The sequence below is a fragment of the Sphingomonas sp. AC411 genome (assembly GCF_979253035.1).
The window spans coordinates 2,149,243-2,164,405 of record NZ_CEEDAQ010000001.1 but is presented as its reverse complement, the minus strand read 5'-3'; the positions used below and the strand labels follow the sequence as shown (position 1 = coordinate 2,164,405).

The window sequence follows — 15,163 nt, the reverse complement described above, 5'->3', positions numbered from 1 at the left end:
CTCTTGCTCGTAAGCAAAGGAACCGGGTAGATTAGCGATGTTGAATTGGTCGCCTGCTAACTGCCAACTATGGGCAATGCTACAGCTAGCAGGCTGGCAATACTCGGGGCCGATGGGCATCAGATTGTCGAGTATGCGTAGGGAGAGGAGCGGCTAGCCTATGCGCCGTACATATTGCTAGCCATGAAGCGGACCTGTTAAGGTTCAACGCTTCTACATTCCTCGGATTAGATCAGTGGGTATAAACTCGAAAGCTTACTGAGCTAATCGGAGGAATGCTTATCAGGAATACGGGTTAGGGCCGTAGAGTATCAATGGTATATGAAATGATATAATACTACAGGTATCATCGTAGATTAGGAATATTGAGCTGTATCCGGTCGTCCCCTCGTCCTTCCTTCTACAGATAGATATCCGTATTGAGGCACTTTAGGGGACCAACTACAGCAGCATCATCGTGAGTTAGATCATACGTCGCTTGTATTGCCGGTGTCCCGATACCCATGACATTGACTGCAAAGTCGCCACGCTCGTCGCCTTACGGCTAACCATTGCTGGCTGTGGTATCATACAGCTTAAGGCTGTCATTCTTCGTAGGGCTCTACCTACCTTGGGCGTTGTCAAAGTTTCTATATCAAGAACGGTACTGAATTAAGCCGATTGCTCATGAGAGCTTAGGTTCAAGCCTGTGATAAATCTCAGGGATCAATCTAATGATCGCATCTGTTATTCCTTATGATACCGGGGCCGACAGATAGGAGAGATTTCCTATTGGACTACGGTCCCGAAATGGCGGACGATTTCCTACCGGGCTAACTCCGCTCCCGAATAAGCCCCTCCCAGACTCATTCCGGCAATCAGGCTGGGCAAGTACCCGGACCCCTCCTAATCGAGCCCAGCGACTCCCTGTGGCGGATACGTGGGCCTTCCCGTCGCCTGCCCGGTGTCAGCTTGGGGAGTGGCAGCGCATTACGTCGCTAACCGATTGAGCCGCCCACTTGCCGCCTCGGGCTGTAATGATCCCGCGCCGATTAAGCTCCCCGGCAATAGCCCTCAGGCTGGTATGGCCGTCAGCCTTGATAGCCTCAATGATGGGCGCAACGTCACTAGCGAACGCCTGAGCCTTGGCCTTGATCGCTTCCACCGCTGCCTCGTTGCCCTTGCTCTCCCCGAACGCCTTAGCGCCCATTGGATTGCCTAGCTTGGTGCCTCGGGCTTTGGCAGCGGCTAGGGCTTCAATCGTCCGCTTGCTTATAGCCTTGCGTTCGGCCTGGGCCATTGCTGCCATGATGTGAATTGTAAGCTCGTTAGCCTCGGGCATGTCGGCAGCGATGAAGCGGGTTCCAGCATCTTGCAGCTTGGCAAGGAAGGCGAGGTTACGGCTCAGTCGGTCCAGCTTGGCAATGACGAGGGTAGCGCCTGTCACCTTGGCATGATGCAGCGCCTTGATAAGCTCAGGCCGATCATCCCGCTTGCCGCTCTCTACCTCGACATACTCAGCTAGGGGCTGGCAATCCCGCGACTGACAGAACGAGGCGATAGCTGCTCGCTGGGCATCTAGGCCCAAGCCGCTGCGGCCCTGCTTGGCAGTCGAGACACGGTAGTAGGTGACGGTTCGCATTGGCTGGCTTCCCTGTTGCCAAGCCTAGGTAGAACCGCTGTCCATAATTGTCAAACGCTCGTTAGGTAATTCTGGACAGTGCCGGAAGCGGATCGTTTGGCGACTGTGACACGTCATGCAGGGATGGAGAACCACGCGCGATAATGCAGGTCGCGCTAGGCGTGTCATAATCGCCTGAGGCTGGGGCCGGGCATGCGGGGAGAACCGCGCTCACACTTGTCTGAATTGCCCTCTCGCAAATCTTTACCATTTTCAGACCGTGGCCAGTTGTAACTAATTACAGGCAATGCAAAACCTCTTGCATGAGCAATCCCGAACAGTCGTCAAACCTCCCCGCCCAGATTGCTGCTGCTGTTGCCGGCATCCCCGCTGCGCTTGTTCCAGCGTGCGTTAAGGCCCTGGATCGATTGATCGGTGCAGCGGTCGACATTCCCGTTGCATGGTTGGAGTATCAGAAAGCCAAGATTGTAAGCCAAGCGGAAGCATTCCGAACAATCGACGGTGCAATAACAGTTAAGGCTGCTGAGAAAGCTGGTTCTAGCGAACAGTTTGCTGACCGCGCTCTAGGTAGTCTGGTTCGTAAATCATATCGTCAGCTTGACAACAAGGAGGCTGTCAGCGCCGCCATGTTGGAGGAATTGCAAAATAATTCGACTGAGCAAGAGACGGTGACGATAAGCTCGCCAAATGTTGAGCCGCAAGCCATAGATGACGATTGGCTGAACGTGTTTGAGCGTTATGCCGAAGATGCTTCGTCTGAACGGATGCAGAGGCTATGGGGGAGGGTACTTGCTGGAGAGGTAAGGACACCGGGCAAGTATGGAATGAGAACGCTGAGATTTCTCTCAGAGTTTTCTCAGTCTGATGCCCTAGCATTCTCTAGCTTCTGTCGAAATTCGTTCGGGGACATGGCACCAAGATCACTAGCTGTTCCTGAAACAAAAAAGATATCCGAGACCTCATATATCTGGAGGCAGCAGGCTTAATACAGGGCGCTAGTGGGATGGGCCTTGAAAGCACAACATTGTTTGATGGCACCGGGAAGTCTATTCTTTATGAAAAGAATACAGTATTGCTACTGCACGGACTTCCCAACACGACATTCGCATATGAGGTCATAGCGTTAACACCGCTAGGCCAAGAACTAGTCACTCTTTTACCTGACATAAACGCTAAAACGGCGGCTAAGGCAGTTGCGTTAGCTATCAAGCGCCCTGAGATTATTTCCTGTTATTTAGGAATAACTAATGGCAACGGGATCGAAACACCAATGGAAGTCTTATGGCAAGGAAATGCGCCGACCGTCACGGATATCCCGTTGACCTCAGCTAGTACAAAGGGCTAACACAACAGTCCCGACGCCGAAAAAAATATTCTTTGTTTCTCAGTGCTTATGGGGATTTTAATCGATCCCCCTCGGCTCCACCATTTCCGTTGATGACCGGTCCGCCGGGACAGGTTTTCAGATAGCTTCAGATGATGCCGTCGGTGCCGATATGCGCCGCGTGCAGGTCCCTGAACGTCTCCTCGATTGCCGCGACCATTACGCTTCCTTCGATGCGTGAGGCTGAGTCGGTCGCCACCAGTACGCCAACCCTGCGCGTAGGGTCGAAGCCGGTCAGCGGGATCATCGCGATGCCCTCGCTCGCAAAGCTGAGCGGCATCACCGTCATCCCAAGCCCGGCGCGGACGTAGGTCAGCGCGCGGTCGTCGCTTACCGTGCGGGCGGCCATGAACGGGCGGACGCCGCGAGCGGTGAAGAAGCGGCTCGTCTCGGCCAACGCTTCGCAGTTGCGGCGGACGATCATCGTCTCCTCCGCGACGTCGGCGACCGCGAGCGTGGCGCGTCCTGCGAGGCGATGGTCTTTCGCCACCGCGACCGCGAAACCCTCCTCGAACAGCACGCGACCGCGCGCATCGTCGTCGATCGCGCCGAGCATCACGTCGATCCGGCCGCGGTCGAGAAATGCGACGAGTTCGCTGCTGCGTCCTTCGACCACTTCGAGGCGTTCGATGGTGGAGGCCCGCCGTGCTCGGCCCAATGCCGTTGCGATCCAAGACGGCGGCAGCGTCGTCGCGATCCCGAGCCGCACCAGTTTCGTCGGAACGCTGTCATGCAAATCCCGTTCGGCAGCCGCAAACTCGGCTTCGATCCGGCGTGCATGCACCGCGAACCGCGTACCCGACGGCGTAAGTTCGATCCGTCGGTTGGTCCGCAGGAACAGCGTCTGGCCAAGCGCAGCCTCCAGTTTGGCGATCCCGACCGACAGCGTCGGCTGCGAGATCCGGCACTGCGCGGCGGCGCGCGTGAAATTGCCTTGGTCGACGACCGCCAGGAAATAGCGCAACACATAGCGTTCGATCATGACCCGACCATAGACACGATCTATCGCATGTGTTCGGCCGTATCAATTTCTCTTGGGGCCCGCGACCGGGTATCAAGGCCACAACACAAGGTCTGGAGAGGCTGCATGATACCCGATTTCGATTTCGCGCTCGGCGAATCCGCGGACATGATCCGCGAGAGCACGCACCGCTTCGCAACCAACAAGATCGCGCCCTTGGCCGCGAAGATCGACGCCGACGACTGGTTCCCGCGCGAGCTGTGGCCGGCGATGGGCGAGCTCGGGCTGCACGGCATCACCGTCGAGGAAGAGTTTGGCGGCCTCGGCCTCGGCTATCTCGAGCACGTCGTCGCGGTCGAAGAAGTCAGCCGTGCCTCCGCCTCGATCGGCCTCAGCTACGGCGCGCATTCGAACCTGTGCGTCAACCAGATCCGCCGCTGGGGCAACCCTGAGCAAAAGGCGAAATACCTCCCCAGGCTCGTGTCCGGCGAGCATGTCGGCAGCCTCGCCATGTCGGAGGCCGGCGCCGGCTCCGACGTCGTCTCGATGAAGCTCAAGGCGGTCAAGACCGACACCGGCTACGTCCTCAACGGCACGAAATTCTGGATCACAAACGCGGCCTATGCCGACACGCTGGTCGTCTATGCGAAGACCGGCGAGGGCTCGCGCGGGATTACCGCGTTCCTGATCGAGAAGGACATGCCCGGCTTCGCGATCGGCCAGAAGATCGACAAGATGGGCATGCGTGGGTCGCCGACCGCGGAGCTCGTCTTCACCGATTGCGAAGTCCCGTTCGAGAACGTCATGGGTCCCGAGAATGGCGGCGTCGGCGTGCTGATGTCGGGCCTCGACTACGAGCGCGCGGTGCTGGCTGGCATCCAGCTCGGCATCATGCAGGCGTGCCTCGACGTCGTGATCCCCTACGTGCGCGAGCGGAAGCAGTTCGGGACGGCGATCGGCCAGTTCCAGCTGATCCAGGCCAAGGTCGCCGACATGTACGTCGCGCTGAGTTCGGCGCGCGCGTACGTCTACGCGGTCGCCAAGTCGTGCGACGCGGGCAAGACCACGCGGTTCGATGCGGCCGGCGCGATCCTGCTGGCGAGCGAGAGCGCGGTGAAGGTGTCGCTCGAATCGATCCAGGCACTGGGCGGGGCAGGGTACACCAAGGACTGGCCGGTCGAACGCTTCATGCGGGACGCCAAGCTGCTCGACATCGGTGCCGGCACGAACGAGATCCGCCGCATGCTGATCGGGCGTGAGTTGATTGGGGCTGCTCCGAAGGTGGCACAGTGAGCCGCAAGAAAATCCTCCCCTGCAAGGGGAGGGGACCGCGCAGCGGTGGAGGGGTGATGCCCCATCGAGAGGGCGATACCCCTCCGTCAGCGCTGCGCGCTGCCACCTCCCTTGCAGGGAGGATTTGATGTCAGCCCCCGTCCTAACCTCCGCCCTCTCCCCCGACAGCGAAACCTTCCGCGCCAATGCCGCGCACAACCGCGCGCTCGCCGAAACCCTCCGCGAAGACGTCGCCCGCACAGCCCTCGGCGGCAACGCGAAGTCCCGCGAGCGCCACACCGCCCGCGGCAAACTCCTCCCCGCGACCGCGTCGAACGCCTGCTCGACCCCGGCTCGCCGTTTCTCGAGATCGGCCAGCTCGTCGCCAACGGCCTCTACGATAACGAAGTCCCCGGCGCAGGCGTGATCGCCGGCATCGGCCGCGTGTCCGGTCGCCAGTGCATGATCCTGTGCAACGACGCGACGGTGAAGGGCGGCACCTACTTCCCGCTGACCGTCAAGAAACACCTCCGCGCGCAGGAGATCGCGCAGGAGAACCGCCTACCCTGCATCTACCTCGTCGACAGCGGCGGCGCGAACCTGCCGCACCAGGCCGAGGTGTTCCCCGACCGCGATCATTTCGGCCGCATCTTCTTCAACCAGGCGCAGATGTCCGCGCTCGGCATCCCGCAGATCGCCTGCGTCATGGGCAGCTGCACCGCGGGCGGGGCGTATGTCCCCGCGATGTCCGACGAGACGATCATCGTCCGCGGGCAGGGGACGATCTTCCTCGCCGGCCCCCGCTCGTGAAGGCCGCTACCGGCGAAGTCATCTCCGCGGAAGAACTCGGTGGCGCCGACACGCATGGCCGGCGGTCGGGCGTGGTCGATCACGTCGCCGAGAACGACGAGCACGCGCTGACCATCGTCCGCGACATCGTCTCGACGCTGCAACCGCAGGCGCAGACCGCGGTGAATCTCCAGCAGCCCCGCCCGCCGAAGTTCGCGCCTGAAGACCTCTACGGCATCGTCCCGAGCGACGTCCGCGCGCCCTACGACGTCCACGAAGTCATCGCCCGCCTCGTCGACGGCAGCGAGTTCCACGAGTTCAAGGCGCTCTACGGCACCAGCCTCGTCTGCGGCTTCGCACATATCTGGGGCATCCCCGTCGCGATCCTCGCCAACAACGGCGTGCTCTTCAGCGAGAGCGCACAGAAGGGCGCACACTTCATCGAGTTAGCCTGCCAGCGAAAGATCCCGCTGCTGTTCCTCCAGAACATCTCGGGCTTCATGGTCGGCGGCAAATACGAGGCTGAGGGCATCGCGAAACACGGCGCCAAGCTCGTCACGGCGGTGGCCACCGCGACCGTCCCGAAGATCACGGTCCTCATCGGCGGCAGCTTCGGCGCGGGCAATTACGGCATGTGCGGCCGCGCCTATTCGCCACGCTTCCTCTTCACCTGGCCCAACAGCCGGATCAGCGTAATGGGCGGCGAGCAGGCGGCCTCGGTCCTCGCCACCGTTCACCGCGACGCCGAAAGCTGGTCGCCCGAACAGGCCGAAGCCTTCAAGGCGCCCGTCCGCCAGAAATACGAGGACGAAGGCAACCCCTGGTACGCCACCGCACGCCTGTGGGACGACGGCATCATCGATCCCGCCCAGACCCGCGACGTGCTCGGCCTGGCCTTCGCCGCCACGCTCAACGCTCCCATCCCCGAACGCCCGGCGTTCGGCGTGTTCAGGATGTAACCCGATGATCCTGCTGTCACTATTGCTCGCCGCCGGTCAGGTCACCCCGGTCCAGCCGATCGTCAAAGGCACCGGCCTTCCCCCGCGGTAATGACCGAAGAGGCCGGCGTCATGGTCCCGATCGACGCGCTCTTCGCCGCGCTTGCCGCCCGCGACGGCCAGGCGATCCTTGCGCAGGTCCGCCCCGACGGCGGCGCCACCGTCGCCGAGGAAAAGCCCGACGGCACGCGCACCGTCCGCCGCATGAGCTGGCCCGAGTTCGCCGCCATGATCAAACCCGGTCCAGAGCGCTACGCCGAACGCCTGACCGATCCGGCGGTCGACATCGACGGCGACATCGCGATGGTCTGGTCGCCCTATGTCTTCACGATCGACGGCAAGGTCGCGCATTGCGGCACCGACCATTTCGACATGGTGCGGGAGGCCGGTCGCTGGAAGATCGCCAACATCACATGGTCCTCGCGCACCACGGGATGCGTCGCGCAATGATCGGATCCCTCCTGATCGCCAACCGCGGCGAGATCGCCTGCCGCATCATCCGCACCGCACGCGGTCTCGGTATCCGCACCGTCGCGGTCTATTCGGACGCCGACGCGAACGCTCTCCATGTCCGTCAGGCCGACGAAGCCGTCCACATCGGCGCATCCCCGGCGCGCGAAAGCTACCTCGTCGGCGACCGTATCATCGCCGCCGCGAAGCAGACCGGCGCCGAGGCGATCCACCCCGGCTACGGCTTCCTGTCCGAGAACGCCGATTTCGCCCAAGCCGTGCTCGACGCCGGGCTAATCTGGGTCGGCCCCAACCCCGACAGCATCCGCGCAATGGGCCTCAAGGACGCCGCGAAACAGCGCATGATCGCCGCAGGCGCTACCCGTCACCCCAGGCTATCTCGGCGAAGACCAATCCCCCGAGCGCCTCAAGACCGAGGCGGACGCGATCGGCTACCCCGTCCTTATCAAGGCGGTCGCCGGCGGCGGCGGCAAGGGCATGCGCCGCGTCGATACCGCCACCGAGTTCGCCGACGCGCTCGTCTCGTGTCAGCGCGAGGCGGCATCCTCGTTCGGCAACACCGACGTCCTGATCGAGAAATACATCCTCTCGCCGCGCCATATCGAGGTGCAGGTGTTCGGCGACAGCCACGGCGACGTCGTTCATTTGTTTGAGCGCGATTGTTCGCTTCAGCGTCGCCATCAGAAGGTGATCGAGGAAGCGCCTGCACCCGGCATGGACGCCGCCACCCGCGACGCCATCTGCTCGGCTGCGGTCAAGGCGGCCAAGGCGGTCGATTACGTCGGCGCCGGCACGATCGAGTTCATCGCCGACGCCAGCGAAGGCCTCCGCGCCGACCGCATCTGGTTCATGGAAATGAACACGCGCCTCCAGGTCGAGCATCCGGTCACCGAAGAGATCACCGGGCAGGATCTGGTCGAATGGCAACTCCGCGTCGCGAGCGGCGAGCCTTTGCCGAAACGTCAGGATGAGCTGGCGATCGACGGTTGGGCGATGGAGGCACGACTCTATGCCGAGGATCCCGCCAAGGGGTTCCTGCCCTCCATCGGCACGCTCGAACGCTTCGATCTCGGCACCACCGCCCGCGTCGATACCGGGGTCGAGCAGGGCGCGGAAATCTCGCCTTTCTACGACCCGATGATCGCCAAGGTGATCGCCTGGGGCGAAGACCGCGAGACCGCGCGCGAAGCCTTGGCCGACGCGCTCGACGGCGCGGTCGTCTGGCCGGTACGCTCCAACGCGGGGTTCCTCGTCGAGGCGCTCGACCACCCCGACTTCGTTGCGGGCACGCTCGATACCGGCCTGATCGCCCGCGAAGGCGATGCGCTCATGCCGCCGACTCACCCGACCGAAGAGGCTTTGGCGGAGGCTGCCGGAGCGCTCGTATCCGCCGATCCGATCGCGGGCTTCCGTCTCAACGCCGCCCCCGCCGCAGCGCAACGTTCCTGCTGGACGGCGAACCGGTCGAGGTCGAACTCGACGGACACGCCGGAACGACGCCCGCGTTCGAAGACGTGCTGATCTCCGAAGCCGGCCAGACCTGGCAGCTGAAGCCCTGGCGTGCATCGGGCGTGGCGGCGGGCGGGGCAGCGGACGGCGCGATCCTGTCGCCTATGCCCGGCCGCATCATCGCGGTCGACGTCGCAGCGGGCGATACGGTCACCAAGGGCCAGAAGCTCGTCACGCTGGAGGCGATGAAGATGGAGCACTCCCTCACCGCACCGTTCGACGGCATTGTTGCGGACCTCAACGCAATCGAGGGCGGGCAGGTGACCGAGGGCACCATGCTCGTCCGCATCGAAAAGGACGCCTGATGGCAGGCCGCTATTACGACGACTGGAGCATCGGCGACCGGATCGAGCACGAGATCCGCCGCACGGTGACCGAGACGGACAATCTCCTGTTCTCGACGATGACGCACAACCCGCAGCCGCTCCACCTCGATATCGAGGCGGCGAAGGCGAGCGAGTTCGGCCGGATCCTGGTTAACGGCACCTTCACCTTCGCGCTGATGGTCGGGCTGTCGGTCGGCGAGACGACGCTCGGCACGCTCGTCGCCAATCTCGGCTACGACAAGCTGGTGCATCCGAAGCCGGTGTTCATCGGCGACACGATGCGCTGCCAGACCGAGGTGACCGACCTCAAGCCCAGCAAGTCGCGCCCGAACGCAGGCATCGTCACCTTCACGCACCGGCTGATCAACCAGCGCGACGAGATCGTTTGCCAATGCCTGCGCACCGCCCTGATCGAGCGGCGCGCAGTCACGCCTCAGTGATTGTCGCGCGGTAGGCCCATCGTCTGCGCGATGCGCTGATACTTCTCGGCGCCCTCCAGGATCGCACCCGTTTCCATCTGGCCGACGGTGGCGCGCTGAATTTCCTGCCACGGCGTCTGCGAACGCGGGAAGGCATAGCCACCGTCTGCGGTCAGCGTACGGCGGCGCTCGGCGAGTTCCTCGTCGGAAATCAGTACGTTGGCCGATCCCTTGGCGAGATCGATGCGAACCCGGTCGCCGGTACGGATCAGCGCGAGGCCACCCATTGCGGCAGCTTCGGGGCTGGCGTTGAGGATCGACGGCGAGCCCGACGTCCCCGACTGCCGCCCATCGCCGATGCAGGGAGGGCATGCACGCCCTCGCGGATCAGATACGCCGGCGGCCGCATGTTCACGACCTCGGCGGCACCCGGATAGCCGATCGGCCCCGCGCCACGCATGAACAACAACGTGTCGGTCGTGATCCCGAGCGAGGGATCGTCGATCCGGTGGTGATAATCCTCCGGCCCGTCGAACACGACCGCGGGGCCCTCGAACGCCTCGGGATCGTCCGGGTTCGACAGATAACGTTCGCGGAACTCCGGCGAGATCACGCTGGTCTTCATGATCGCCGAGTCGAACAAATTGCCGCGCAACACGATGAAGCCGGCATCCTCCAGCAACGGCGTCGCGAACGGGCGGATGACGCGCTCGTCCTCGATCGTCGCGGTCCGGCAATTGTCGCCGATCGACTTGCCGTTGGCGGTCATCGCGTCCTCGTGGATCAGGCCCTGCTTCATCAGCTCGGCCACCACCGCCGGCACGCCACCGGCATGGTAATAATCCTCGCCCAGATACTCACCCGCGGGCTGGAGGTTGACCATCAGCGGCACCTTGTGGCCGTGCGTCTGCCAGTCGTCGATCGGCAAGTCGACGCCGATGTGGCGCGCGATCGCGGCCAAGTGGATCGGCGCGTTGGTCGAGCCGCCGATCGCCGAATTGACGACGATGGCGTTGTGGAACGCTTCCTTGGTCAGGATGTCCGAAGGCTTCAGGTCCTCGGCGACCATGTCGACGATCCGCTTGCCGGTCTTGTACGCCACCTCCTGGCGGTCGCGGTACGGGGCTGGGATCGCGGCCGAGCCGGGCAACTGCATGCCGAGCGCCTCGGCAAGGCTGTTCATCGTCGTCGCGGTGCCCATCGTGTTGCAGTAACCGGTCGACGGCGCCGACGACGCGACGAGCTTGATGAAGCCCTCGTCGTCGATCGCGCCGGTCGCGAGCAGCTCGCGCGCCTTCCACACGATCGTCCCCGAGCCGGTACGCTCGCCCTTGTGCCAGCCGTTGAGCATCGGCCCGACCGACAACGCGATCGCCGGGATGTTGACGGTCGCCGCCGCCATCAGGCAGGCCGGCGTCGTCTTGTCGCAGCCGATCGTCAGCACCACGCCGTCGAGCGGATAGCCGTAGAGCACCTCGACCAGCGCCAGATAGGCGAGGTTGCGGTCGAGCCCGGCGGTCGGGCGCTTGCCGGTTTCCTGGATCGGATGGACCGGAAATTCGAGCGCGATGCCGCCGGCTTCACGGATGCCCTCGCGCAGGCGTTCGGCGAGCACGAGATGGTGGCGGTTGCACGGCGACAGGTCGCTGCCGGTCTGCGCGATGCCGATGATCGGCTTGCCCGAGCGCAGTTCCTCCAGGCTCAGCCCGAAGTTCAGATAACGCTCGAGATAGAGCGCGGTCATGTCGATGTTCTCGGGGTTGTCGAACCACGCGCGGCTGCGGAGCTTGCTGGAAGCGGGGGGCATGTCGGTCATCGGGTCGGTCATCGGGAGGCTTTCTGGAAGATCGGGATCGGTAGGATCAACGCGCGACGGAGACGCGGTAGATCATGCGATGGTGATAGGGCTTGCCGGGATCGACGCGCGCCGAGCCGAACGCGGGCTGGTTGGGCGTGTCCGGAAACTTCTGCGGTTCGAGCGCGAGACCGTCGCCCATCCGGTAGACATGGCCCGACTTGCCGATCAGCGACCCGTCGAGGAAGTTGCCGGAGTAGAATTGCACGCCGGGCTCGGTGGTCAGCACTTCGAGCACGCGGCCAGACGCCGGATCTTCCACCCGAGCGGCGAGGCCGGGCTCCGGCGTCGCGCCCTTGTCGAGCACGAAGTTATGATCCCAACCGTGGCCGATCACGATCTGCGGATCGCGGCCGTCGCGAATGCCGTCGGACAGCGCGCGGCCCTTGGTGAAGTCGAACACCGTGCCGACGACGGGTTTTAGTTCGCCGGTGGGGATCAGCGTGGCGTTCACCGGGGTGTAGCGCCGCGCCGGGATCGTCAGCCGCTGGCCGTAGATCCCGGTCGCCGAGCCTTCGCCGGCCAGATCGAACAGCGCGTGGTTGGTCATGTTGACGATCGTCGGCGCATCGCTGGTCGCGTCGAAATCGATCGTCAGCGCGCCCTTGTCGTCGAGCGCATAGGTGACCTTGGCCATCAACGTGCCGGGATAGCCCTGGTCGCCCGCCGGGCTGGTCAGCGTCATCACGACCTTCGCTTGCGCGCCATTGGTGACCGACACGATCTTCCATACCAGCTTGTCGAACCCGACGGTGCCGCCGTGCAGCGTGTTGGTCTTGTCGTTGAGCGGCAATTGATACGCCTTGCCGTCGAGCGTGAAGCGGCCGCCGGCGATACGGTTGGCATAGCGGCCGATCGTCTGGCCCCAGAAATTGGGCGCGCTGGCATAGCTCGCGGCATCGTCATAGCCGAGCGTGATGTCGGCCACCTTGCCATTGCGGTCGGGCGCGTTCAACGACTGGAGCGTCGCGCCGAGGGTCATGATTCGCGCGCTCACACCATTGGTGCCGGTCAGCGTGACGGCTTCGATCGCGGTGCCGTCGGGCAATTTGCCGAACGACTCGCGCTTGGCCGATGCGGCCGACGCGGCTTGCGTCGATACCGCCGTCAGCACGGCCGCCATGATGATCCCCGTTTTTCCGATTGCGCGCATTTCGGTTCCCGTCCTTAATCGCTCGACGCCGTTGACGCGCCTTGTGAGGCTATATAGTCGGACAATATATTTCTGAGCAAGCCATGCGGTAAAAGACTGTCGTTCAGTCGCAGACATGGCACGGAGGGTGAGCGATTATGGCGATGCCGATACAGATGCAACGACCCGTCGAGGGCGCAGCGACACAGGATCCGCCGGGGGGCAGTCCCAGTTATCGCTCCGCGCTGACCCTGCTCGCCAGCCTGTTCTTCATGTGGGGCTTCATCACGGTCATCAACAACACGCTGCTGCCGCATCTGCGCAGCGTGTTCGACCTGAGTTACACGCAGACCACGCTGATCGAGAGCGTCTGGTTCATCGCCTATTTCTTCGCGTCGATCCCGTCCGCCAAGCTGATCGAGCGGGTCGGCTATCAGCGCGCGATGGTGTTCGGCCTCGGCCTGATGGCGGTCGGTGCGCTGATGATGGTGCCGGCCGCGCGCCTGCCGAGCTACGGCGTCACGCTGGTCGCGCTGTTCGTGATCGCGAGCGGCATCACGCTGCTCCAGGTCGCGGCCAATCCGTATGTCGCCGTCGTCGGTCCACCCGAGACCGCGTCGTCGCGATTGAACCTGGTCCAGGCGTTCAACTCGGCCGGTGCGACGCTGGCGCCCTTGTTCGGTGGCTATCTGATCCTCGGCCGCTCGACCTCGGGCACCGCGGTTGCCGGGTCGACCGCGGTGCTGACACCGGCCGAGCGGCTGGCCGACGCACAGTCGGTGGTGTTGCCGTATCTGATCGTCGCGGGCGTGCTGGTCGTGCTCGCGATCGTCATCGCGCGCTTCCCGCTGCCGGCGATGGGCGCCGCGACGCAGCGTTCGGCCAAGGCGGATCGCAAGGGGCTGTCGCTCTGGTCGCACCGCAACTTGGTGCTCGGCATCCCGGCGATCTTCATTTATCTGATAGCCGAGATCGGCGTCGCCAATCTGTTCATCAACTTCGTCAGCCAGCCGCAGATCGGCAATCTGACGCACGAGCAGGCCTCGCATTACCTGTTCATCCTGTGGGGCGGGATGATGGTCGGCCGGCTGGTCGGCAGCGTCGTGATGCGGACGATCCCCGCCGAGCGCGTGCTGGCGGTGGCGAGCATCGGCGCATTCGTCGTCATGCTGATCGCGACCTTCACCACCGGCCATGTCGCGATGTGGGCGCTGATCTCGGTCGGGCTGTTCCACTCGATCATGTTCCCGACGATCTTCACGCTCGGCATCCGCGGCCTCGGTCCGCTGACCGAGGAAGGGTCGGGACTGCTGATCATGGCGATCGCGGGTGGTGCGCTGGTGATCGTCCAGGGCTGGCTCGCCGACACCTACGGGTTGCAGATCTCGTTCCTGCTGACCGCGGCGTGCGAACTCTACATCCTGTTCTACGCGGTCTGGGGCTCGCGCGTGACCGACGCGCTGCCGGATCCTGTCGCGGTGTCTTGAAGTGGGGCGCCCCTTGACCGGGGCGTCGATTTAGCGCCGACCAAGCGGGCGCCGATTTAGCGGGCGAGGACGAAACGGCGGTGGCGTGCGATCAGCGCGCCATCGCCAATTTCGTATCCTCCAGCGCCAGGTCGACCAGCGTCCGCATCGCCGCGCTGGCGCCGTTCGCATCGCCCGCGGCGATCGCGTCATAGACCAGCATGTGATCGGGGATCGGATTGCGGGGCAGGGCCCGGGCGCGCTGCTTGAACTGCGTCGTCCAGTTGACCGCGGCACCAATGCTCGCGCTCAGCACGATCAGCGCATCGTTGCGCGTCGCGGTCAGCACCGCGTCGTGAAACTCGCGATCCGCGGCGCGGCCCGCTTCGGTGGCCAGCGTATGCCGCCGCATCGCCGCCAGTGCATCCTTCATGATCTTCAGATCGGTTCGTTCGCGCCGTTCCGCGGCAAGCGCCGCCGCCGCCGGCTCGACGATCGCGCGCAATTCGAACAGCCCGCGGACGAAGGTGATGTCGGGCTCGCCGGCAAACGCCCAGGCGAGCACGTCGGGGTCGAGCAGGTTCCACCGGCTGCGCGGCAGGACGCGCGTACCGATCTTCGGTCGACTTTCGACCAGTCCCTTGGCGGTCAGGACCTGGACCGCCTCGCGGTAGGCGCTGCGCGACACGTCGAGCGTTTTCGAGAACTCGACCTCGCCGGACAGCGTGTCGCCGGGTGCGTACTCCCCCGACAATATCGCGGTGCCGAGCTTGTGCGCAACCGCACCGTGAAGGCGCCGGCCCGTGCCGCGCGGAACGCGGGCGACCGGCGTTTCATCGTCGTTACCGCCCTCCACAGGATCCTCGATGCGATCCCCGATACGATTGACGTCCGTCATAACGCTTGCTCCCTGGACACGGCGTAACAGTCCCTGCGCGATCAAGGAACGACAAAGATTGC

General features: G+C 63.7%; 10 protein-coding genes and 3 pseudogenes. 8 read left to right on the top strand and 5 right to left on the bottom strand.

The genetic code is table 11. The features are described 5' to 3' along the window. Positions 1-946: 946 nt before the first annotated feature. Entirely contained in the window at positions 947-1,621 is a 675-nt protein-coding gene (locus tag AC0IX7_RS11120; protein WP_471811911.1) for a recombinase family protein, read from the bottom strand. Positions 1,622-1,923: 302 nt separating this feature from the next. On the opposite strand from AC0IX7_RS11120, the gene AC0IX7_RS11115 reads away from it, so the two are divergent. Continuing rightward, positions 1,924-2,607: a DUF2806 domain-containing protein gene (locus tag AC0IX7_RS11115; RefSeq protein ID WP_471811909.1), complete on the top strand. Its 684-nt coding sequence runs from the start codon at positions 1,924-1,926 to the stop codon at positions 2,605-2,607. Positions 2,608-2,624: 17 nt separating this feature from the next. Then, positions 2,625-2,966 carry a hypothetical protein gene (locus AC0IX7_RS11110; RefSeq protein ID WP_471811907.1) on the top strand — a complete coding sequence of 114 codons (342 nt, stop codon included), beginning with the start codon at positions 2,625-2,627 and terminating at the stop codon, positions 2,964-2,966. A 127-nt stretch (positions 2,967-3,093) separates the two neighbouring features. Here AC0IX7_RS11110 and AC0IX7_RS11105 read toward each other — a convergent pair whose 3' ends face one another. Beyond that, positions 3,094-3,987: a LysR family transcriptional regulator gene (locus AC0IX7_RS11105; RefSeq protein ID WP_471811905.1), complete on the bottom strand. Its 894-nt coding sequence runs from the start codon at positions 3,985-3,987 to the stop codon at positions 3,094-3,096. 105 nt (positions 3,988-4,092) lie between these two features. Here AC0IX7_RS11105 and AC0IX7_RS11100 point away from each other — a divergent pair, with 105 nt between their 5' ends. The 5 genes and pseudogenes from AC0IX7_RS11100 to AC0IX7_RS11080 all read left to right on the top strand — a co-directional run bounded on the left by AC0IX7_RS11100 (position 4,093) and on the right by AC0IX7_RS11080 (position 9,771). Continuing rightward, entirely contained in the window at positions 4,093-5,259 is a 1,167-nt protein-coding gene (locus tag AC0IX7_RS11100) for an isovaleryl-CoA dehydrogenase (protein ID WP_471811903.1), read from the top strand. A gap of 127 nt (positions 5,260-5,386) precedes the next feature. Further along, a pseudogene (locus AC0IX7_RS11095) lies at positions 5,387-6,986 on the top strand (carboxyl transferase domain-containing protein). Positions 6,987-7,097: 111 nt separating this feature from the next. Next, positions 7,098-7,475, top strand: a complete 378-nt coding sequence (locus AC0IX7_RS11090; protein ID WP_471811901.1) for a nuclear transport factor 2 family protein — start codon at positions 7,098-7,100, stop codon at positions 7,473-7,475. Beyond that, a pseudogene (locus AC0IX7_RS11085) lies at positions 7,472-9,310 on the top strand (acetyl/propionyl/methylcrotonyl-CoA carboxylase subunit alpha). The gene AC0IX7_RS11090 and the pseudogene AC0IX7_RS11085 overlap by 4 nt, the downstream one beginning before the upstream one ends. Further along, positions 9,310-9,771, top strand: a complete 462-nt coding sequence (locus tag AC0IX7_RS11080; protein ID WP_471811899.1) for a MaoC family dehydratase — start codon at positions 9,310-9,312, stop codon at positions 9,769-9,771. The pseudogene AC0IX7_RS11085 and the gene AC0IX7_RS11080 overlap by 1 nt, the downstream one beginning before the upstream one ends. Here AC0IX7_RS11080 and AC0IX7_RS11075 read toward each other — a convergent pair. Beyond that, positions 9,765-11,566, bottom strand: a pseudogene (locus AC0IX7_RS11075) (IlvD/Edd family dehydratase). The gene AC0IX7_RS11080 and the pseudogene AC0IX7_RS11075 overlap by 7 nt on opposite strands. A 46-nt stretch (positions 11,567-11,612) precedes the next feature. After that, positions 11,613-12,758 carry an aldose epimerase family protein gene (locus AC0IX7_RS11070; protein ID WP_471811897.1) on the bottom strand — a complete coding sequence of 382 codons (1,146 nt, stop codon included), beginning with the start codon at positions 12,756-12,758 and terminating at the stop codon, positions 11,613-11,615. Between the two features lie 155 nt (positions 12,759-12,913). Between AC0IX7_RS11070 and AC0IX7_RS11065 the strand changes: the two genes are divergently transcribed. After that, the gene (locus AC0IX7_RS11065) at positions 12,914-14,224 is read left to right on the top strand and encodes a sugar MFS transporter (protein WP_471813847.1); all 1,311 of its coding nucleotides are present in this window, start codon (positions 12,914-12,916) and stop codon (positions 14,222-14,224) included. A gap of 91 nt (positions 14,225-14,315) precedes the next feature. On the opposite strand, the gene AC0IX7_RS11060 is transcribed toward AC0IX7_RS11065, so the two are convergent. Next, complete coding sequence (locus AC0IX7_RS11060; RefSeq protein WP_471811895.1) at positions 14,316-15,101, bottom strand: FadR/GntR family transcriptional regulator; 786 nt, start codon at positions 15,099-15,101, stop codon at positions 14,316-14,318. Positions 15,102-15,163 lie beyond the last annotated feature (62 nt).